Raw genomic sequence first — 20417 nt, forward strand, 5'->3', positions numbered from 1 at the left:
GTCACAATGTCCGGCGCCGGCTGAAGATCAGCGAGAAGAAGACCGGCAGCCCGACCATGGCGGTCACGATCCCGATCGGAATCAGCACGCCCGGAATGATCGTCTTGGAAGCGACCGAGGCCAACGACATGATCGCCGCTCCGGTCAGGGCGCTCGCGGGCAGCAGCAGGCGATGATCCTCGCCGACCACGAGACGCGCGATATGCGGGGCCGCCAGTCCGACGAACCCAATCGTGCCGACAAAGGCGATCGCGGTCGACGTCATCAGGCTGACGCGCAGGAGCGACATCAGCCGCAGCCGCGCGATGTTGATGCCGAGGCTCCGGGCGCGATCCTCGCCGAGCCGAAGTGCCATCATCGGCCACGCCGCGCGCTGCGCAAACGGAAGGGTGACGAGAAGCGCGACAGCGAGCACGCGCACCTTGTCCCAACTCGCGCGCGACAGGCTGCCCATGGTCCAGAACACCAATTGCTGGAGCGCCTGCTGGCTCGCCAGAAACTGCGTCAGCGCGACCAGCGCATTGAAGGTGAAGAACAATGCGATGCCGCACAGCACGAGGATGTCGGTTCCCGCGCCGCGCCAGCGCACGACGGCTTGCAGGACGAGCACGACGATCGTGGCAAACACGAAGGCATTGGCCGAGACCAGCCACGTCAGCGGGACGCCGGGAATGCCGATGCCGAGCACGATTGCGAGCGCCGCGCCGAACGAAGCCGAGGACGACACTCCCAAGGTGAACGGACTTGCCAGCGGATTGTCGAGGATCGTCTGCATCTCCGCGCCCGCGGTTGCGAGTGCAAGACCGACCAGCACGGCGAGCACCGCCTGCGGCAGGCGGACCTCCCAGAGGATCGCGGCGTCCGATACCGAGAGCGAGTCTGGCCGCAATACCCCGCCGATCACGCCGGTGAGCCCAAGCCGCGACGGCCCGATGCCGAGATCGGCGATGAAAGCCGTGATCGCGATCAGCACCAGCAGGACGAGCCAGCCGAGCCGGCGCCGCACCAGCGCGCGATACGCTCCGGCTGCGCTTGCCAGCAGATCGGGCGACACGCCCCCCTGCCCCGGCCCCGCGTTCGGCGAAACCGTCCTCATTTCAGATCGATCCAGTAGACACCTTGCAACGGGACGGCGAGGAAGCGCGCATTGAGCTCCGCGATCGTCGCATCCGGATCGATATCGCGGCCGCCTGCCGGATCAATCCACCGCGCCAGCGCCTCCGCCGCGACGACGTTCAGCGGGGTCGAGATGATGTTGTGGAACAGCCCGTGGACGCGTCCGTTGCGGACCGCGCTGAGGCCGGCAAAGCCGGGCCGCGCCACCACCGCAGCGAGGCGCTCGCGAATGGTCGGAGCATCGAAACCGGGGCCGATCACCAGGCCGCCCGACGCCTTCAGATGCGCGCCGCCCGTGCCGATATAGACCTCGGGATTGGACGAAATGACGTATTCGAGGCTGAGCTGCGCCGTTGGGCCGGGCGCGACCGCGGCCGAGATGCTGTCGCCACCGGCAAAGGCGATGAAGCGCCCGATATTGCCCGCGCCGGGCGCGTGGCAACAATCGGCGATTCCAGCATGCGTCTCCAGCAACACGCGCGGACGAGGTCCACTCGCGCTGGCAACGCGGGCCGCAATGCGGTTCATGTGCTGCTCGTAGAATTCTGCGAACTCGTCTGCCCTTTTGTCACGCCCGATCACCCGGCCGAGGATGCGCACGCTCGCCACCGTGTGCTCGAAGGGAGCGACGAAGAAATCGGTGAACACGACGGGGATGCCCGCGGCCTCGAGCTGCCGCGCCACATCATTGGCGCGCCCGCCCGGCGCGAAGCTGACGCCGAGCACGGCGACGTCGGGCTTGATCTCGATGGCGCGTTCGACCGGGAACGTGCCGTCGCTGCCGACGCCGAGTACCGGGACCTGATCGATCTCCGGAAATCTCTGCCTGTATTGGGCGTAGCTTTCGCTGTCGTTGCGACGGAAATCGCCGAGCCATGCCGAGAGGAAATCGACCGGCCTGGGATCGAGCAGCGACAGCGCGATGATCTGCCGACCTTCCGCGAGCAGCACGCGCTTGGCGACGTGCGGTAGTGTAACGGTGCGCCCCGTGATGTCGGTCACGACAACGGGCTCATCCGCTGCGGCCGGAGAAGCGGCTAGCGCCAGATATGCGGCCAGAAGCGCGGCGAGGATGAAGGTCAGAAGGCGGCGCATCGATTCACTTTGGTGGTAGCGCGAAACGGAGCGCGAGGCTGATGGCGGAGGGAACCACCGAGGCGTGGTTCTCGTCGTCGAACATGCGGAACGACACGTCAAGCGTCTCCGCCGCCTGCGACAGAGCGGCCGAGAATTCCCGGGCATTGTCCACCATCCGGTTCCGCCTGATCCACGATCCATAATCGTCGGCATCGCTGTCGCCCGACATGGCGCCCTGCTCGAGGCTGCCGACGGTCACGAGCACGCGGCGGCGGGCCACGTCCGGCGCTGCAAAACTCGCCAGACGTTCCTTGAGATCGTCAGGTGCAAACCAGATCGAGGGACTGGCGGCAACGTAGCTTCGGACCAGCCGCGGACGGGTCAGGAGGGCGTAGAGTGCAAACAGGCCGCCGAAGGAGTGACCGAACAGCGCGGTCCGGTCGGGATCGATGGCGAATTCACGCGCGATGAAGGGAGACAATTCGCGCTCGATGAAATCGAGGAACAGATCCGCGCCGCCGGTTTCGTCCCATGCGCGGTTGCCCGGGCGCTGCGCCAGCCGGCCGGCGGCGACGGGCGGCGTATAATCGTAGGTGCGCCGCCCGGCATCGATCCAGTGCGAGGTCGGATAGCCTATCCCGACGATGACCGACGGCGCCACGCCGGTCCGCTCCGCCCGGCGCGACTGGAGCGCGAGGGCGGCGGCAGCGATCGGAAACGTGCCGTTGCCGTCCAGCAGATAAAGCACCGGCATCGGCTCGCGCGGCCGCGGCTCCGGCTGCCAGACGAAGATCCGATAGTCGCGCCCGGCGCTCGAGCGCATGTCGCGCACCGACGCGCCGGGCAGCACGTCATCAGACATTGTTGGCTTGTCGCTCCCTACCACTGGTATCGGATCGTGCCCATCGTCGAACGGCCATTGCCATAGAAGCACTGGGTCGCGGACGCGCAGGCCGACACGTAGGTCTTGTCGAACAAGTTGGTGACGTTGAGTGCCAGCTTCCAGCCCTTCAATTGCGGCGACAAGCCAAAGAGGTCGTAGTGCAGCATGGCGTCGGCAAGGACGTAGGCCGGCACGATCATCGCCATCGAGTTGATGTTGTCGCCGAAGGATTCGCCGACATAGCGAACGCCGCCGCCGAAGCCAAAGCCCGTCATGCGACCGCTCTGGATGGTATAGTCGGCCCACAGCGACGCGGTGTTCGCGGGCGCACCGACCGGCGTCTTGCCCTGGATCGAGATGCCACTGACGACCTGCGTGCTCTTGGTGATCTCGATGTCGTTATGGGCGACCGCGGCGATGATGTCGAGGCCCGGGATCGGGGTCAGCTTGGCGCTGAACTCGACGCCCTTGGAGCGCACCTGCCCCTGCTGAATCTGGCAGCTGGTGCCGGACTGGGTGCAGAGCGGATAGTTGGCATAGAGATGCGCCGTATCCATCGTCAGCACGTTGTTCTGCGTGATGTCGTAGAGCGACAGCATGAAGAAGCCGTTGAATCCGTTAGGTTGATATTTGACGCCGGCCTCGTACTGCTGGCCGGTCGTCGGCGCGAAGGCCGCGCCGGTGTAGTCGGTGCCGATGGTCGGCTCGAACGAGGTCGAATAGCTGACATAGGGCGCAAGGCCGTTGTCGAACAGATAGGTCAGGCCGGTCCGCCAGGTCGTCGCGGAGTCCGACGGATGGCTGCGGTTGGTGTAGACGCCGGTTGCGATCGTGCGCGTGTCCGACGTCGCGCTGGCCCAGTCATTGCGAACGCCGATCACCGCGGCAAGCTTGCCGAGCTTGATCTGGTCCTGGAGATAGACGCCGGTCTGGCTGCGATCCTGCAGCGTCTGCGTGGTCACTGCCGGCGCGGCGATCGTGCCGTAGTTGGGGTTGAGGTAGTTGACGTAGGCCGTCGTGCCGTTGCCGAAGGTGGCATCCGCGGTGGTCTTCTGGAAATCGACGCCCATCAGCACGGTATGCTGAAGCCAACCGGTGGCGAACTTCGCCTCGGCCTGGTTGTCGATCGAGCCGGCCTTGAGCGTCTCGATGTAGTGCGTGCTCGTACGGCCGATGCAGAGATTGGTCGTGGTGCCCGCGCCGCAGGTCGAGCCGGCACCGAAACCGGTCACCGAGAGCGCCTTGAAGTCGCTCGAGACGGTCATGTAGCGGAGGTTTTGGCGAACCGTCCAGGTTTCGTCGAAACGATGCTCGAACTCGTAGGCGATGGAGTCCTGCGTGCGATCGTAGCTGTTGTAGTTCGGGTGGCCCGCGAAGAAGTTGCGCGGGATCTGCCCGTTCGGATTGACCTGGAGCGTGCCGAGCGCCGGCAGCCAGTTCGGCTGGTAGCTGGAGGGATCGCGGTCGTGCACGGCGCGCACGGTGAAGGTGGTGTCGATCGTCGGACGCCACGTGATCATCGGCGCGATCAATTCGCGTTCGGTCGTGGTGTAGTTGACGTCGGTGTCGGCCTTGCGTCCGAGCCCGATCAACCGGTAGAGCAGCTGGCCGTCCTGGGTGATGGGACCGCTGACGTCGAAGCCGCCCTCGATGCGGTTGTGATCGCCGAAGCGGGTGAGCACTTCACCCTGCGGCGTCGCCGACGGGCTCTTGCTGATCAGATTGACCATGCCGCCGAGATTGTTCTGGCCGTAGAGCACCGAGGCCGGCCCGCGCAGGATCTCGACGCGCTCGAGCAGGAAGGGGTCTATCGATGGCATCGCATAGGAGACGCCACGCGGCACCCGAAGGCCGTCCCAGAAATGCAGATAGTTGGCGTTGGCGCCGAAGCCACCGAAGCCGCGGATGAAGACGTTGTCGAAACGGTCGCCGACGCGGGTCTCCGCCACGACGCCGGGCTCGTAGCGCAAGGCTTCGGCGACCGATCGCGCGCCCTGCGCGGTCATCTGCTCGCGGGTCACCACCGTGATCGACTGCGGCGTCTCGAGGATCGGCGTATCGGTCTTCGAGCCGGTGCCGGTGCGATGGGCGACGATGCCGCGCACCGGACCGCGCGCGGTCTCTCTCGGCGCGGCCGGTGCGGCAACCGGCTTCGGCTGGGTTGAAGCAGCTGCCCGCGGCGCCGCAGGCGTTGCGCGCACCGCACGGCGCGGCGTCCTCGGCACCGGATTTTCGACGACGACGGGCGGCAGGCTTGCCCCATTGGTCGATTGCGCGTGAGCAACATGTGCCGCATCCGGCAACTGGCCCGCGACAACGAGTGCCGAGGCGTAGAGCATCCATCTACCGCGAGAAATCTTCATCATCCCCAAAGTCCGCTATTCGACGCGGCACCCCGCGCCGCACGAGGTCCGGTGTTGCACGGCAGGGAAAACGGACCTAGGGGCGGACTTTCGTTCGCCGGACTCTCGCTTTCGTTCAAAGTTAGGAGACCTAAAAAGTGGGACAGGATGTCGCAAATCCCGTCGTCAACGCAGGCTGCTCGGCGAGACACCGAAGCGCTTGCGGAAGATGGTGGCGAAATGGGCGGCGCCATAGCCGACGTGGAAGGCCGCTTCCGACACGCTCATCTCGCCGGTCGAGATCAGCTTGTAGGCCTGCTCCAGCCTGTACTCCTGCAGGAAGCCGAACACGCTCGCGCCATAGACCTGGCGAAAGCCGGCGGAGAGTTTTCGCACGTTCAGCCCGACCTGCTGCGCCAGCGCATCAAGGCTCGGCGGCTCGCGCATGGAGGTGGCGAGCAGATCGCGCGCCTTGCGAATGCGCTCGACGTCGCGCGTGGCGAGCCTGTTGTCGCCACTGCTCGCTTCGGCTGTGCAGGACGAGATCGCGAGCGCAACGAGCTGCATGGCCTTCCCGCACAAATAAAGCTCGCGCTCGGGGCCGCGGATCGGACAGTTGGTAATTTGAGACACCAGCGCCTGCAGTTCGCGACCGGCCGGACAGGAGGCGAGCTGCGCACCGCTGGCTCCCTTGCTGTCGATCGCCTCGAAGGAGCGATCGAGCGCGTCCGTCATTCCGGCGCCGAGCACGCTGTCGTTCATCTGCACGATCAGGTAGCGGATCGGGACGTTGGCGGCGAAGACCTGGTCGCGCTCGGCCTCGGCCGAGCTGCGGATCAGCAGCACGGCCGGCCCGCACACCTCGCGCTCGCGGCCGCCGCCGACGCTGATTTGAAGACGGCCGCTGAGCAGCACCACCGTTTTGATGCCCGCGGGGAGCGCCGCATTGACCCGTTTGGGCTCATCGAAGCGGTTGATTCCGGCGGACAGGATCATCGCACCGGCGAGCATCTGGAGCCGCTCATTCCCGCGGTCCGCCTCCCCCGCCATCGTCCGTGTCGTCACCCGTCTCCGTCCGTCAAAACCTTGTCATGTCCTTCTACGGAGACGGGACCGCGCATGAAAGCACCGCAAACTAAAATCGCTCCAAACTGGGACGCTTCGCTGAGGCCGCCGATACCACATGCAAGGCACCCGCCGGCGGCCTGAGACCTGCCGTCACGTGGAAAATCAATGAGATGAGCGCCGCTTGCACGCGGACCCGCCCACGGCGCGCCTTGTCAGCAGGGCTCAGGCGATTAGAGTGCCCCCAACCAGGCGTCAGGCGAACCTCTCGATCACGGCAGAGGTGCGGTCGCAGCGAAACGGGAGGAACAACAATGAAACATACCTACATACCCCGCACCACCAACTACACCCTCAATCCCGGCGACGAGCTCAACGACTTGCGGATGTCGGAACAGGTCCGGCCGCTCTACGACCACGTCAAGAAGTTCATCCGCGACACCGTCGAACCGATGTCGATCGAATTCGCCAAGGCCGGAGAAGGCAAGGAAGACCGCTGGAGCTTCACGCCGAAGCAGCTCGAGGTGCTGGAAGTCGCCAAGAACAAGGCCAAGAAGGAAGGCCTGTGGAACTTCTTCCTGCCCGATGACGAGACCGGCCAGGGCCTGAAGAACCTCGACTACGCCTATATCGCAGCCGAGCTCGGCAAGAGCCCGCTGGCCTCGGAGACCATGAACTGCTCGGCGCCCGACACCGGCAACATGGAGGTGCTGGAGCGTGTCGGCACCAAGGAGCAGAAGGAAAAGTGGCTGAAGCCGCTGCTCAACGGCGAAATCCGCTCCGCCTATGTCATGACCGAGCCGAACGTCGCCTCTTCCGACGCCAAGAACATCTCGACCACGGCCAAGCTGGTCGGCGACGAATGGGTCATCAACGGCGAGAAATATTACATCTCGGGCCTCGGCGATCCCCGCTGCAAGATCCTCATCGTGATGGTGAAGACCAATCCGGATGCCGCGCCGAGCAAGCAGCAGTCGCAGATCCTGGTGCCGCGCGACACCCCCGGCGTCGAGGTGCTCGGTCCGATGCACGTGTTCGGCCAGGACCACGCTCCGCGCGGCCACATGCACATGCGCTTCAACAATGTGCGGGTGCCGAAGGAGAACATGCTGCTCGGCGAGGGCCGCGGCTTCGAGATCTCGCAGCTCCGCCTGGGCCCCGGCCGCATCCATCACTGCATGCGCACCATCGGCAAGGCCGAGAAGGCCCTCGACCTGATGGTGCAGCGTGGCCTCACCCGTGAAGCCTTCGGCAAGAAGATCGCCCATCTCGGCGGCAACATGCAGATCATCGCGCAGGCACGCTGCGAGATCGAGTCGATGCGGCTGATGGTCCTCAAGGCAGCGAAGGCGATGGACGTGCTCGGCAACAAGGAGGCCCGCGTCTGGGTCTCCATGGTCAAGGCCATGGTGCCGGAGCGCGCGTGCAGGATCATCGACCAGGCGATCCAGATCCATGGCGCCACCGGCATCTCGCACTGGACGCCGCTGGCCGAAATGTATCAGGACGTCCGCCACCTCCGCTTCGCCGACGGTCCGGACGAGGTGCACTGGATGGTCGTGGGACGGCACGAACTGAGCATGGCGTAAGCCCTATCTCCCCGCTTGCGGGGAGATAGCCTGGGCGAACGGGATCTCCGCGAGGACGGTGACAGCCGGACTCGCGGAGGCTTAGTTTCAACCGCGTCGCATCGTCGATGCGATCTGACCTCAACCCGCAAGCGGGACGAGGTGAAGAACGAGCGGCTTACGTCGCAGGCGCGATCTTGTCCTGCGTCTTGGTCTCGAAATCGGATGCGTCGTGACGCTCGTGCAGCTGGCTCGAGGGCTCACCGGAGACGCGGTTGACCATGCGGCCGCGCTGCACGGCCGGGCGCTTGGCGATCTGGTCGGTCCAGCGCTGTACGTTCTTGTAGTCCTGCACCGACAGGAATTCGCCGGCGCCATAGACCAGCCCCTTGGCGAGCGCGCCGTACCAGGGCCACACCGCGATGTCGGCGATGGTGTACTCGCTGCCCGCGAGGTACTCGTTGTCGGCGAGGCGACGGTCGAGCACGTCGAGCTGACGCTTGGTCTCCATCGCGAAACGATCGATGGCATATTCGATCTTGATCGGCGCGTAGGCATAGAAATGGCCGAAGCCGCCGCCGAGATAGGGCGCGCTTCCCATCTGCCAGAACAGCCAGGACATGGCTTCGGTGCGGGTCTTGATGTCCTTCGGCAGGAAGGCACCGAATTTCTCGGCGAGGTAGAACAGGATCGAGCCGGATTCGAACACCCGGATCGGCTCGGGACCGGAGCGGTCCATCAGCGCCGGAATCTTGGAGTTCGGGTTGATGTCGACAAAACCGCTGCCGAACTGGTCGCCGTTGCCGATTTTGATCAGCCAGGCATCGTATTCGGCCCCCTTGTGACCGAGCGCCAGAAGCTCTTCCAGCATCACCGTGACCTTCACGCCGTTCGGCGTCGCCAGCGAATAGAGCTGGAGCGGATGACGGCCGACGGGCAGCTCCTTGTCCTGGGTGGGACCGGCGATCGGGCGATTGATGCTGGCGAACTGCCCGCCATTCTCCTTGTTCCAGGTCCAGACTTTGGGCGGCACGTAGGTTGTATCGGTCATGCGGAGGCTCCGGCGGAAAGATGCGTCTGCATTAATTAGCCCGCCGATGGCCGATGGCAAGCCCTGCCGGCCCTGCGTCCGGCGCGGGCCTCATTCAGCCGTCATGCAACCGAGCCCGTCGCCAGACTGCGGGGGCGCGTTTCGGCCGCCATCACGAAACCTTCGTACCCTTTCGCCGCGACCTCGTCGCAGATTCGCCGGTAGACGCCGACGCCGCCGATATAGGGCATGAAGATGCGCGGCTTGCCGGGGATGTTGGCGCCCATGTACCAGGAGTTGGCCTGCGGATAGAGCGTGCCGTGGGCGACCTCGTTGACATGGGCGACCCACTTCTCCTCGGCGTCCCTGCCCGCCTCCATCGTGGCAAGCCCATCCTTGCGCATGTGGACGAGGCAATCCGCGATCCAATCGACATGCTGCTCGATCGACACGATCATGTTCGACAGCACCGACGGACTGCCGGGGCCGGTGATGATGAACAGATTCGGGAAGCCCGCGCTCATCAGGCCGAGATAGGTCTTCGCGCCCTCCGCCCATTTCTGGTTCAGCGTCTGCCCGCCGCGTCCGTGGATGTCGATCTTCGCAACCGATCCCGTCATGGCATCGAAGCCGGTCGCCATCACGAGGGCGTCGACTTCGTGGTCGTGACCTGCAACACGGACCGCATTCGCCGTGATCTCCTGAATCGGGTTGGCCTTGATATCGACCAACGACACGTTCGGCCGGTTGAACGTCGCGAAATAATCAGTGTCGATACAGATGCGCTTGGTGCCGATCGGGTGGCTGTTGGGCTGAAGCAGTTCGGCGGTCTTCGGATTCTTCACGATCTCCGCGATCTTGCCGCGGACAAAATCAGCGGCCGTATCGTTCGCGGCCCGGTCCAGGCCGAGATTGTTGTAGACATACATGAACGTCAGCCCGCCGCGCTCCCAGCGCGAGGCATATTTGCCGTGCCGGACATCGTCGCCGTCATCGAGCGCACCGCGATCAGGCTGTTCGGCGTAGATGCCGTTGCGTGCGACTTCGCGCGCAAAGCGGCGGATCTCCGGATATTTCTTGCGGAACGTCGCGCGTTCCTCGTTGGTCAGCGCCGCATTGCGAGCCGGAATCGAGAAGTTCGCGGTGCGCTGGAAGACGGTGAGATGCCTGGCCTGCTCGGCAATGATCGGCGCCGACTGAATGCCGGACGAGCCGGTCCCGATCAGGCCGACGCGCAGGCCCGTGAAATCGACGTCCTCGTGCGGCCAGTTGCCGGTGTGGTAGACGGGGCCTTCGAAGGTCTCGAGGCCCTTGATATCGGGCTTGCGCGCGTTCGAGAGACATCCGGTGGCAAGCACGACGAATTGCGCCTGAACCGTCTTGCCGTCCGAGGTCGTGACGAACCACCTGTTCGCGCGCTCATCGAACACGGCGCGTTCGACGCGGGTATCGAACTGGATGTCGCGGCGCAGGTCGAAGCGGTCGGCGACGTGGTTGGCGTATTTCAGGATTTCCGGCTGCGGCGCGTAGTGCTCGCTCCAGTCCCATTCCTGCTGAAGCTCTTCCGAGAACGAGTAGGAATATTGCATGCTCTCGACATCGCAGCGCGCACCGGGATAGCGGTTCCAGTACCAGGTGCCACCGACGCCGCCGCCCTGCTCGTACACCCGCGCCGAAAAACCGAGCCCGCGCAGCCGATGCAGCATGTACATGCCGGCAAAGCCTGCGCCGACGACGACCACATCATAGCCGTCCGTGGCTTGAGCCGGACTCGATTCTGCTGGCGACATCGGTTGGCGCTCCCTGATCGTTTTCTGTTGTTGTGGCCAGCATTCTCTGACATCGGCGAAAGCGCAAGAGGCTAATCGGTAGCGCCTCTCCCGCTTATTTTGCACGACGGAATAGCTCGGCGCGTGACGCGACGCCTGCACGCAAGATGCGCGCGGCAATCCGGCGTGGCATCGTCAATGACGATGGGCTAGCGTCGTCGCGGAGGCCGCCGGGAGAGAACCATGAAATCGCCGATCTGCGACATGCTGGGAATCGAGTTCCCATTGCTCGCCTTCAGCCATTGCCGCGACGTGGTCGCGGCTGTGAGCCGTGCCGGCGGCTTCGGCGTGCTCGGCGCGACCGTGCACACGCCGGAAACGATCGAACAGGAGTTGAGCTGGATCGACGATCATGTCGACGGCAAGCCCTATGGCGTCGACGTGCTGATACCCGAAAACATGTCGACAGCGGGCGAGACGGACGTCACCTGGAACAGCCTCGAAGCGAGGGTGCCGCAGGCGCACCGCGACTACACGCGCGATCTGCTCAAGAAGCACGGCATCGAGCTCACGACGACGTACGTGGCCGACGATCGTCCGCAGCCGTTCGACGCCAGGACCGCGCTGGAGCTGCTGGAAGTCTCGTTCCGTCATCCGATCCGGCTGATCGCGAACGCGCTGGGCGTGCCGCCGAAGGCGATGATCGAGATGGGCAAGAAGCACGGCGTGCCGGTCGCGGCGCTCGTCGGCGCCAAGGAGCATGCGCTGCGTCAGGTCGCGGCCGGTGTCGACATCCTGGTCGTGCAGGGCACGGAAGCCGGCGGTCATTGCGGCGAGGTCTCGACCATGGTTCTGGTGCCGGAGGTGATCAAGGCGATCAAGCCGATCCGCGACGTGCCCGTTCTGGCGGCGGGCGGCATCATGACGGGACGGCAAATGGCCGCGTGCATGGCGATGGGCGCGGCCGGGGCCTGGACCGGCTCCGTATGGCTCGCAACGGTGGAAGCCGAAACCACCGAGATCTTCCGCGAGAAGATGATCGCGGCGTCATCGCGCGACGCGGTGCGGTCGAAGGGACGCACGGGCAAGCCGGCGCGGCAATTGCGCTCGGTCTGGACCGATGCATGGGATCGTGCGCCGGATAGTCCCGGCGCACTGCCGATGCCGCTCCAGAGCATCATCAGCCGCGATGCCTTCAACGCGATCGACCGCGCTGCCGCTGCCGGCAACGCCCGGGCACGCGATCTCGTCAGCTACTTCGTCGGCCAGGGCGTCGGGCTGATCGACAGCGTGAAGTCGGCAGGCGCCGTGGTGCAGGAATTCAAGGAAGAGTTCGCGGAAGCCGTCGAGCATATGAACGCGCTCGTGGCGGAATGAAATGGTGTAGACCGCATGGCGAGGAGGCGCGTAGCGCCGTCTCGAACCATGAGAGCCCGGCCGTCCCTGCGGCCATCCCTCGAGACGACCGCTTCGCGGTCTCCTCAGGATGAAGACTTTCGACTGTTGAGATCATGAAGAAGCAAGACCAATGACCGTTTCCGAAGACTGCATCCCCGTCATCGTCGGCGTCGGCGAGATCACCGACCGCCCGAAGGAGATCGCAGAGGGCCTCGAGCCGCTCGATCTGCTCGAACAGGCGCTGCAGCGTGCCGAGCAGGATGCCGGCGCGAAACTGCTCGGCGAGGTGCAGTCGCTCGACGTCGTCAACTTCCTGAGCTGGCGCTATCGCGATCCCGAGAAGCAGCTGGCGCAGCGGCTCAGCGTACAGCCGGCGCACTGCTATTACGGGCCGGTCGGTGGCGAGAGTCCGATCCGCTACATCCACGAGGCCGCCAAGCGCATCGCGCGCGGCGAATGCACTGTCGCTGCGATCTGCGGCGCCGAGGCGCAGTCGACCGCGACCAAGGCCGAGCGCGCCGGTGTCAAGCTGCCGTGGACGCCGTTCGCCCATGATGTCGAGGAGCCCAAGCGCGGCGCCGCATTCCAGAAGCCGCTGGCGGTGAAGCTCGGCGTATTCCGCCCCGTCACGGTCTATCCATTCTACGAGGCGGCCTCCTCCGCGTACTGGAAGCAAACGCCGCGCGAGGCCATGGCGGAGTCGGGCACATTGTGGTCGCGCTATTCGGAAGCGGCCGCGCGAAATCCCAATGCCTGGCTGAAGCGGCGCTTCACGCCGGAGGAGATCACGACGCCGACGGCGGACAACCGCCTGATCGCATGGCCCTACAACAAGCTCATGGTGGCCAATCCCAGCGTCAACATGGGCGGCGCGCTGCTGCTCACCAGCCTCGCCAAGGCGCGCGCGGCCGGCATCGCGGAGGACAAGCTGGTTTACCCGCTCGGCGGAGCCTCTGCGGAGGAGCCGCGCGACTATCTGCTCCGCGACCAGTTTCACGAAAGCCATCCGCAGAACGCCGTCCTGAAAGCGGTGATGGATCTTGCCGGCGGCGACGGCAGAAAGTTCGACGCGATCGAGCTCTATAGCTGCTTTCCCTGCGTGCCCAAGATGGCACGGCGAACGCTGGGCCTCAGTACCGACGTGCAGCCGACCGTTACGGGCGGCCTCACCTTCTTCGGCGCGCCGCTCAACACCTACATGACGCATGCGGCCTGCGCGATGGTGCGGCGCGTGCGCGACGGCGCAAGCCTCGGACTGCTCTATGGCCAGGGCGGCTTCGTCACCAAGCATCACGCGCTGGTCGTGTCGAAGGCGGCGCCGCGCGAGGCGCTGGCGCAGGAGACCAGCGTGCAGGCCGAGGCCGACCGCAACAAGCGCGCGGTGCCGGACTTCGTCACCGAAGCCTCCGGGAAGGGCAAGGTCGAGAGCTTCACCGTCCTCTACGGACGAGGCGGCGACGTCGAGCATGGCGTCGTGATGCTGCGTACGCAGGACGACCGGCGCACGCTGGCGCGCATCCCGGCCGGCGATACGGCAACGCTGGCACACCTGCTCAACCTGGATCGCACGCCGGTCGGCTCGCTCGGCGATATCACGATGGCCGCCGACGGCGTTCCGGAGTGGCGGGTCGCCTGATCTCCCTCGCCCCGCAACGGAGCGAGGTGAGAAGCCCTAGCTTCTTGGAGCCTGCTTCTCCGAAGCCGTGGCCGGCTTGGCGCCGGCACCCACGACGCGGACGGCGTCACCGTCGGAGAGACCATCCGGCGGGGCCGTGATGATGCGGTCATCGGGCGCAATGCCCGAGGCGAGTTCGATCTCGCGGCCGAGGTCGCGCCCGATCGTCACGGTCTTGAACAGCACCTTGTCGTCGGGACCGACGGTCGCAACGCGCAGACCACTGCCGTTGAAGATGAGGGCACTGGCGGGGATGCTGAGCGGGGCGGAATCGCGCTGGAGATTCAGCTTCACGCTGGCATAGCCGCCCGGCATCAGCTCGCCCTTCGAATTGTCCAGCCCGAGCTGCATGCGGGTGGTGCCCGAGGCGACGTCGACGGCCTGCGAGGAGGCCTCCACCGTGGCCTGGAAGGCCCTGTTCGGATATTCCGGCAACGTGATCGTGGCCTTGGCGCCCATCTTGATCGCCGGCACGTAGTTCTGGGGCACGTTGACGTAGACGCGGAGCTTGGTGATGTCCGAGATCACGAACATCGCCGGGCCCGAACCACCGCCGGCATTGATAAGCGCGCCGACGTCGGTATCGCGCGCGGTGACGACGCCGTCGAACGGCGCGGTGATCTTCTTGTAGCCGGCCAGCGCTTCCAGCCGCTCGACATTGGCCTGTCCCGAATGGACGGCGGCGTTCTTGTTGGAGAGGTCGGCAGTGCGCTCGTCGATCTCCTGCGCGGAGACGAAATTGGACGCGACCAGCGTCTTGCGCCGGTTCAGCGTGGCTTCCGACAACCTGGCGCTGGCCTGCTGGCTGGCGAGGTCGGCGCGGGCCTGAAGGAGTTGCTGGTCGAGATCGGGCGCCTCGATCTCCGCGATCACCTGGCCAGCCTTGACCCGGGCGCCGATGTCGGCGCTCCAGCCTTTGAGATAGCCGGAGACGCGGGCGAAGATCGGGGCGCGGTAGTAGGCCTCGAGGCGGCCCGGCAGGTCGATGGTGGAATTGAGTGCCTTCGCGTTGGGCAGGGCCACCGCGACGCTGGGAACGGCCTGATCGTCGGTCCATTGCTTCAGCTTGGAGCCCTGCTCTTCGCGAGCCCGGATCCCGGTGCCCACGACGAGGCCTGCCGCAATCAGCGCCACCACGCCGAAAATTCCCAGTTTCCGGTGCGAAACCGGGGAGCGGGGTTCAGTGGGCGACATGCGGGGTCTCCAAGGGGGCGGCGACTTTGGCGCCTTGTTTCTTGTGTACCATACTGAACACCACGGGAACAAACATCAGTGTGGCGAAAGTTGCAAAGATCAGGCCGCCGATCACGGCCCGGCCGAGCGGGGCGTTCTGCTCGCCCCCCTCTCCCAGCCCCAGGGCCATCGGCGCCATGCCGATGATCATGGCCAGCGCGGTCATGAGCACCGGACGGAACCGGACGAAGCCGGCTTCGAGCGCGGCGGCGACGGGGTCTCCGAGCTCCTCGTAGCGTTCGCGGGCAAAGGAGATCACCAGCACGCTGTTGGCGGTGGCGACGCCCATGCACATGATGGCGCCGGTGAGCGCCGGCACGGACAGCGTTGTCTGTGTCGTGAACAGCATCCAGACGATGCCGGCGAGCGCGGCCGGCAGCGCCGTGATGATCACGAACGGGTCGGACCAGGACTGGAAGTTCACGACGATCAGGAAGTAGATCAGCACGACCGCGCCGAGCAGGCCGAACAGCAGGCCCGTGAAGGCGCTGTTCATGGTCTGCACCTGGCCGAGCAGCGCCACCGAAGAACCTTTCGGCACCTCCTTGGCGGTGTCGGCGATGACCTGCCGGATGTCCGTCGAGACCGCGCCGAGGTCGCGGCCCGAGGTCGTGGCGAAAATCTGGACCAGGGTCTGGATGTCGTATTGCGACACGACCGCGCTCGAGGTCGAGCGCTTGATGTCGGCGATGCCGCCGAGGATCGGCGATTGCGAGTTGCCCGCGGCCGTGATCGGCAGCGTCTGCAGCGCGCTCAGCGAGTCGATCTGGTATTGCGGCGTCTGCATCACGATCGAGTAGGACACGCCGTTGTCCGGATTGAGGTAGTAGGTCGGCGCGACCTGCGAGGAGCCGGCGAGATTGACGACGAGGCTGTTGGTGACGTCGCGCTCGGTCAGGCCGACATATTGCGCGCGCGTGCGGTCGACGTCGATGTTGAAGGTCGGATTGTTGGGCGACTGCTGGATGCGCGCATCCGCGATGCCCGGGATGCGGCGAATCCTGGCAAGCAGCTTGTTGGCGTAAGCGAAGTTGGCCTCGAGATTGTTGCCGCGGATCTGCAGGTCGATCGGTGCCGGCGCGCCGAAGTTCAGGATCTGGCTGACGATGTCGGCCGGCAGGAAGGCGAAGCTGACGCCGGGGAACAACCGCGGCAATTGCTCGCGCAGCACGCGGACATGCTCCTCGGTCGGCTTGTGGCCTTCCTTCAGCTTGATCTGGATGTCGCCGTCTTGCGGGCCGATCACGCCGGTGTTGTTGTAGGTCATGTTGATGCCGGAGATCGGCATACCGATGTTGTCGGTCATGGTCTCGATCTCGCCGGGGATCAGCTTGCGCACCACTTTCTGCACGTCGGCGAGCTGGTTGGCGGTCTCTTCCACGCGGGTCCCGACCTGGGTGCGGACGTGCATCAGGATGTTGCCCGCATCGACCGCGGGAAAGAAGTTGCGCCCGAGGAACGGCACCAGCGCGAAGGACGCGCCGACGACGCAGAGGAAGCCGATCACGAATACCGCGCGATGTGCCAGCGCAAGGCCCAGCAAGCCGCGATACCCGCTGCGAATGCGCTCGAACCGTGCCTCGAAGCCGCGCTGGAACCAGACCAGCGGATTGCGCGACTTCGGCGGCTCGCCCTCGTGATGAACGTGCGCGTGCAGCAGATAATTCGCCATGGTCGGCACCAGCGTGCGCGACAGGATGAACGACCACATCATCGCGAACATCACCGCCTCGGCCATCGGCACGAACAGGAAGCGCGCGACGCCGGTGAGGAAGAACATCGGCACGAACACGATGCAGATACAGAGCAGCGACACGAAGGCCGGAGTCACGATCTGGTTTGCGCCGTCGAGAATGGATTGCTCGACCGGTTTGCCCTGCTCCAGATGATAGTTGATGTTCTCGATCGTCACCGTCGCGTCGTCGACGAGGATGCCGACCGCGAGCGCAAGTCCGCCGAGCGTCATGATGTTCAGCGTCTCGCCGATCGCCGACAGCATGATGATGGCGCCGAGCACCGACAGCGGAATCGAGACCGCGATGATGACCGTGGAGCGCCAGCTTCCCAGGAACAGGAGGATCATGACGCTGGTGAGCAGCGCCGCGATAACGCCCTCGAAGGCCACGCCCTCGATGGCGCCGCGCACGAACACCGACTGGTCGCCGATGAAGCCGATCTTCAGCGCGTCCGGCATCTGGTCCTTGACGTCGATCACCTTCTGCTTGATGCCCGCGATAATATCGAGCGTCGATGTCGCGCCCGCCTTCAGCACCATCATCAGCACCGAGCGGTTGCCGTCGACATGGACGATGTTGGTCTGCGGCGGATTGCCGTCACGCACGGTCGCGACGTCACGCACATACACCATCGCGCCGTTGACGGTCTTGATCGGCAGATTGCCGAGTTCCTCGATCTTGAGCGGCGAGTTGTTGAGCTGGATGTTGTATTCGAACTTGCCGATCTTCTGTGTGCCGACCGGCGTGATCAGGTTCTGCGCCGCGAGCGCGTTGGCGACGTCCTGGCCGGACAGGCCGCGGGCCTGCAGCGCGGTGGGATCGAGGTCGATCTGGATCTGACGCTGCTTGCCGCCGAATGGATACGGGATGGCCGCGCCCGGCACGGTGACGAGCGGCGTGCGGAGCTGGTTGACGCCGATGTCGGCGAGGTTCTGCTCGGTGAGGCCCTCGCCCGACAGCGCCACCTGGATGATCGGCACGGTCGAGGCGGAGTAGTTCAGGATCAAAGGCGGTGTGGCGCCGGGCGGCAACTGCTTCAGCAGCGTCTGCGAGATCGCGGTGACCTGCGCATTGGCGGTGCGGATGTCGACGGTCGGCTGGAAGAAGATCTTGACGATGCCGAAGCCGTTATAGGAGTTGGCGACGATGTGCTCGATGTCGTTGACCGTGGTGGTCAGCGAACGCTGGAATGGCGAGGTGATACGGCCCGACATCTGGTCCGGCGGCAGGCCGGTGTACTGCCACACGACGCCGATCACGGGGATGCGGATCTCCGGAAAGATGTCGGTCGGCGTCCGCAGCGCAGCGAGCGGTCCGATGATCAGAAGCAGAAGTGCGAGCACGACAAACGTGTAGGGTCGGCTCAGGGCAATGCGGACCAGAGCAATCATTCGCCAGGCAATTCCAAATCAGGGGACGGGGAACGCGCCCCCACGGGTTCCTCGGCTCATTTACCCGAACACCGCGGAAATGGCCAACGACAGCGCGTCACGTGCGGTCAATTCCCTGCTATCGCACCGCGGAATCGCATTCCAGATATGCAGCTTGCGCCCGAAAGATTACAGAAACGGCTTTTCCGCTCCGGAAGGCAGCCTTTAGTAGCACCGCGATCCGCATTGCCAACTTTTCCCGGCTCACGCGGCTCGGACCGAGCCGAGGAACTTGCCGACCTCGAGCCTGAGCCGGTTCGAATCGCGGGACAGCATCTGCGCCGCCGACAGCACCTGCGCAGACGCCGAACCGGTCTCGGACGCGCCGCGCTGCACGTCACCGACGTTGGACGAGACCTGCTGGGTCCCCCGGGCGGCCTGCTGCACGTTGCGGGCGATCTCCTGGGTCGCCGCGCCCTGCTCTTCCACGGCCGCCGCGATCGCCGAGGAGATCTCGGAGAGACGGGCAATGGTGCCGCTGATCTCGCCGATCGCGCTCACCGATTCCTGGGTTGCCGCCTGGATGCCGCCGATCTGCTGGCCGATCTCGCCGGTGGCCTTGGCGGTCTGCTCGGCCAGGGCCTTCACCTCGGAGGCCACCACCGCAAAGCCGCGGCCGGCCTCGCCCGCCCGTGCCGCCTCGATGGTCGCATTCAGCGCCAGCAAATTGGTCTGGCCGGCGATGGCATTGATGAGTTCGACCACGTCGCCGATCCGCGCTGCGGCCCGCGATAATTCGCTGACGCGTGCGGTGGTCGCCTCGGCCTGGCTGACGGCGTCGCCGGCCATCCGGGCCGAATCCTGCACCCGGCGGCCGATCTCACCCACCGAGGACGACATCTGCTCGGCGGCCGAGGCGACCGAATGGACGTTGGTGGAGGCTTCCTCGGACCCGGCCGCGACTACGGAGGCCAATTCCTGCGCGCGGCCTGCGGTCGAGGACAGCGTCGAGGCCGACGCCTCGAGCTGGGTCGCGGCCGACGAAACGGTCTCGACGATTTCTCCGATCGCAGCCTCGAAGGCATCGGCGAGCCTGGTCATCTCCGCCTTGCGCGTGTCCTCTGAACGGCGCTGCACGGCCTGCACTTCGTCGCGGCTGAAGCGAATGATGGTCTGCACGGTCTGCAGGTTGCGCAAGGCCTCGCCGATCTCGTCGTCGCGCTCGATGACTATGCGGTTGTCGAGCTTGTCCTGTACGAGATTGAGCATGGTGTCGTTGAGATGCTGCATCGGCCCCTGCACCACGCGCATCGTCGAAAGTCCGGTGAAGCTGACGACGGCGGCTCCGACCACGGCCAGCACGGACAGCATCACGCTCACTGAGCCGCTGGTCGAGAGGGCGCCGGCGATGCCGAGCGCGAGCAGGAAGATCGCCTGCAGCATCATGGTCGTGACGAGGCGGGCCTTGAGCGTCCTGGTGAAGATCGCGAAGCGGTCGAGCAGCGAACGGCGGCGGATGATGCCGGCGTCGATGCGATAGCCGTGCGGCTTGTTTTCGCGGATCGCGGCATAGACCTCTTCGGCGAGCCTGCGCTGGTCGGCCGGCAGCGTGGTGCGAATCGAGGTGTAGCCGGTGACCTGGCCGTTCTCGCGGATCGGGGAAGCCGTCGCCAGCACCCAGTAGAAGTCGCCGTTCTTGCGGCGGTTCTTCACCGCGCCGAGCCATGGCTTGCCGGCCTTCAGCGTGTCCCAGAGATTCTGGAAGGCCTCCGGCGGCATGTCCGGATGGCGGATCATGTTATGCGGCTGGCCCTTCAATTCCTCGGACGTGAAGCCCGCGGCGGCGGCGAAATCCTCGTTGAAGTAGGCGATCTTGCCCTTGAGATCGGTTCTGGAGACGATCAGTGTCTGGTCGCCGACGGGATATTCGGTGTCAGTGACAGGAAGGTTCTTGCGCATTTGGGGCTCCCGGCCGGTTTCCGGCATCAATCTTCGGCGAAGGCGACTCGCGGCGCGCCGTCCGCGCACTCTCGAAAGTTGAATTTAACCGTCGATGAAACCGGGGAGCCGTAGGATTACGGGTGCCCCCAATGGACGCGCCCGCTGCGCGCCATCAGGCTGCCGGACAAAGAAAACGGGCGGCGCTTGCGGCGCC

The 20417-nt window shown here is 65.3% G+C and carries 13 protein-coding genes; 3 read left to right on the top strand and 10 right to left on the bottom strand.

Annotated features, from left to right (window positions below):
• Nucleotide 1: 1 nt before the first annotated feature.
• The 5 genes from QM712_RS06085 to QM712_RS06105 form a co-directional block, all read right to left on the bottom strand.
• Nucleotides 2-1096 carry a FecCD family ABC transporter permease gene (locus QM712_RS06085; protein ID WP_415022161.1) on the bottom strand — a complete coding sequence of 365 codons (1095 nt, stop codon included), beginning with the start codon at nucleotides 1094-1096 and terminating at the stop codon, nucleotides 2-4.
• Nucleotides 1093-2211 carry an ABC transporter substrate-binding protein gene (locus QM712_RS06090; protein WP_415022162.1) on the bottom strand — a complete coding sequence of 373 codons (1119 nt, stop codon included), beginning with the start codon at nucleotides 2209-2211 and terminating at the stop codon, nucleotides 1093-1095. Before QM712_RS06090 ends, QM712_RS06085 begins: the two co-directional genes overlap by 4 nt.
• A 4-nt stretch (nucleotides 2212-2215) precedes the next feature.
• Nucleotides 2216-3055 carry an alpha/beta hydrolase gene (locus QM712_RS06095; RefSeq protein WP_415022163.1) on the bottom strand — a complete coding sequence of 280 codons (840 nt, stop codon included), beginning with the start codon at nucleotides 3053-3055 and terminating at the stop codon, nucleotides 2216-2218.
• A 17-nt stretch (nucleotides 3056-3072) separates the two neighbouring features.
• Nucleotides 3073-5442: a TonB-dependent siderophore receptor gene (locus QM712_RS06100; RefSeq protein WP_415022164.1), complete on the bottom strand. Its 2370-nt coding sequence runs from the start codon at nucleotides 5440-5442 to the stop codon at nucleotides 3073-3075.
• A 162-nt stretch (nucleotides 5443-5604) separates the two neighbouring features.
• Nucleotides 5605-6468 (bottom strand): helix-turn-helix transcriptional regulator, encoded by an 864-nt coding sequence (locus QM712_RS06105; RefSeq protein ID WP_415022165.1) that lies wholly within the window; start codon nucleotides 6466-6468, stop codon nucleotides 5605-5607.
• A gap of 329 nt (nucleotides 6469-6797) precedes the next feature.
• Here QM712_RS06105 and QM712_RS06110 point away from each other — a divergent pair, with 329 nt between their 5' ends.
• Entirely contained in the window at nucleotides 6798-8072 is a 1275-nt protein-coding gene (locus QM712_RS06110) for an acyl-CoA dehydrogenase family protein (RefSeq protein ID WP_415022166.1), read from the top strand.
• A gap of 157 nt (nucleotides 8073-8229) precedes the next feature.
• Here the strand turns inward: QM712_RS06110 and yghU are convergent, their stop codons facing one another.
• Both yghU and QM712_RS06120 read right to left on the bottom strand, forming a co-directional pair.
• Complete coding sequence (yghU, locus tag QM712_RS06115; RefSeq protein ID WP_415022167.1) at nucleotides 8230-9102, bottom strand: glutathione-dependent disulfide-bond oxidoreductase; 873 nt, start codon at nucleotides 9100-9102, stop codon at nucleotides 8230-8232.
• Nucleotides 9103-9203: 101 nt separating this feature from the next.
• The gene (locus QM712_RS06120; RefSeq protein ID WP_415022168.1) at nucleotides 9204-10871 is read right to left on the bottom strand and encodes a flavin-containing monooxygenase; all 1668 of its coding nucleotides are present in this window, start codon (nucleotides 10869-10871) and stop codon (nucleotides 9204-9206) included.
• Nucleotides 10872-11093: 222 nt separating this feature from the next.
• Here QM712_RS06120 and QM712_RS06125 point away from each other — a divergent pair, with 222 nt between their 5' ends.
• Nucleotides 11094-12227: a nitronate monooxygenase gene (locus QM712_RS06125; RefSeq protein WP_415022169.1), complete on the top strand. Its 1134-nt coding sequence runs from the start codon at nucleotides 11094-11096 to the stop codon at nucleotides 12225-12227.
• A 151-nt stretch (nucleotides 12228-12378) separates the two neighbouring features.
• Entirely contained in the window at nucleotides 12379-13884 is a 1506-nt protein-coding gene (locus QM712_RS06130; protein ID WP_415022170.1) for an acetyl-CoA acetyltransferase, read from the top strand.
• A 36-nt stretch (nucleotides 13885-13920) separates the two neighbouring features.
• Here QM712_RS06130 and QM712_RS06135 read toward each other — a convergent pair whose 3' ends face one another.
• From QM712_RS06135 to QM712_RS06145, 3 genes are all read right to left on the bottom strand, one after another.
• Nucleotides 13921-15117: an efflux RND transporter periplasmic adaptor subunit gene (locus QM712_RS06135; protein ID WP_415022171.1), complete on the bottom strand. Its 1197-nt coding sequence runs from the start codon at nucleotides 15115-15117 to the stop codon at nucleotides 13921-13923.
• The gene (locus tag QM712_RS06140; protein WP_415022172.1) at nucleotides 15104-18283 is read right to left on the bottom strand and encodes an efflux RND transporter permease subunit; all 3180 of its coding nucleotides are present in this window, start codon (nucleotides 18281-18283) and stop codon (nucleotides 15104-15106) included. Before QM712_RS06140 ends, QM712_RS06135 begins: the two co-directional genes overlap by 14 nt.
• A 243-nt stretch (nucleotides 18284-18526) precedes the next feature.
• On the bottom strand, nucleotides 18527-20221 hold the full coding sequence (locus QM712_RS06145) for a methyl-accepting chemotaxis protein (RefSeq protein ID WP_415022173.1): 1695 nt from the start codon (nucleotides 20219-20221) through the stop codon (nucleotides 18527-18529).
• Between the last annotated feature and the right edge of the window lie 196 nt (nucleotides 20222-20417).

It is taken from the genome of Bradyrhizobium sp., assembly GCF_047605465.1.
In the GTDB taxonomy this organism is placed as follows: Bacteria; Pseudomonadota; Alphaproteobacteria; order Rhizobiales; family Xanthobacteraceae; genus Bradyrhizobium.

Bases quoted from the DNA above. Each gene is read 5' to 3' on its own strand.
- QM712_RS06085 (WP_415022161.1), bottom strand. From the start codon at position 1,096: ATGAGGACGGTTTCGCCGAACGCGGGGCCGGGGCAGGGGGGCGTGTCG.
- QM712_RS06090 (WP_415022162.1), bottom strand. From the start codon at position 2,211: ATGCGCCGCCTTCTGACCTTCATCCTCGCCGCGCTTCTGGCCGCATAT.
- QM712_RS06095 (WP_415022163.1), bottom strand. From the start codon at position 3,055: ATGTCTGATGACGTGCTGCCCGGCGCGTCGGTGCGCGACATGCGCTCG.
- QM712_RS06100 (WP_415022164.1), bottom strand. From the start codon at position 5,442: ATGATGAAGATTTCTCGCGGTAGATGGATGCTCTACGCCTCGGCACTC.
- QM712_RS06105 (WP_415022165.1), bottom strand. From the start codon at position 6,468: ATGGCGGGGGAGGCGGACCGCGGGAATGAGCGGCTCCAGATGCTCGCC.
- QM712_RS06110 (WP_415022166.1), top strand. From the start codon at position 6,798: ATGAAACATACCTACATACCCCGCACCACCAACTACACCCTCAATCCC.
- yghU (WP_415022167.1), bottom strand. From the start codon at position 9,102: ATGACCGATACAACCTACGTGCCGCCCAAAGTCTGGACCTGGAACAAG.
- QM712_RS06120 (WP_415022168.1), bottom strand. From the start codon at position 10,871: ATGTCGCCAGCAGAATCGAGTCCGGCTCAAGCCACGGACGGCTATGAT.
- QM712_RS06125 (WP_415022169.1), top strand. From the start codon at position 11,094: ATGAAATCGCCGATCTGCGACATGCTGGGAATCGAGTTCCCATTGCTC.
- QM712_RS06130 (WP_415022170.1), top strand. From the start codon at position 12,379: ATGACCGTTTCCGAAGACTGCATCCCCGTCATCGTCGGCGTCGGCGAG.
- QM712_RS06135 (WP_415022171.1), bottom strand. From the start codon at position 15,117: ATGTCGCCCACTGAACCCCGCTCCCCGGTTTCGCACCGGAAACTGGGA.
- QM712_RS06140 (WP_415022172.1), bottom strand. From the start codon at position 18,283: ATGATTGCTCTGGTCCGCATTGCCCTGAGCCGACCCTACACGTTTGTC.
- QM712_RS06145 (WP_415022173.1), bottom strand. From the start codon at position 20,221: ATGCGCAAGAACCTTCCTGTCACTGACACCGAATATCCCGTCGGCGAC.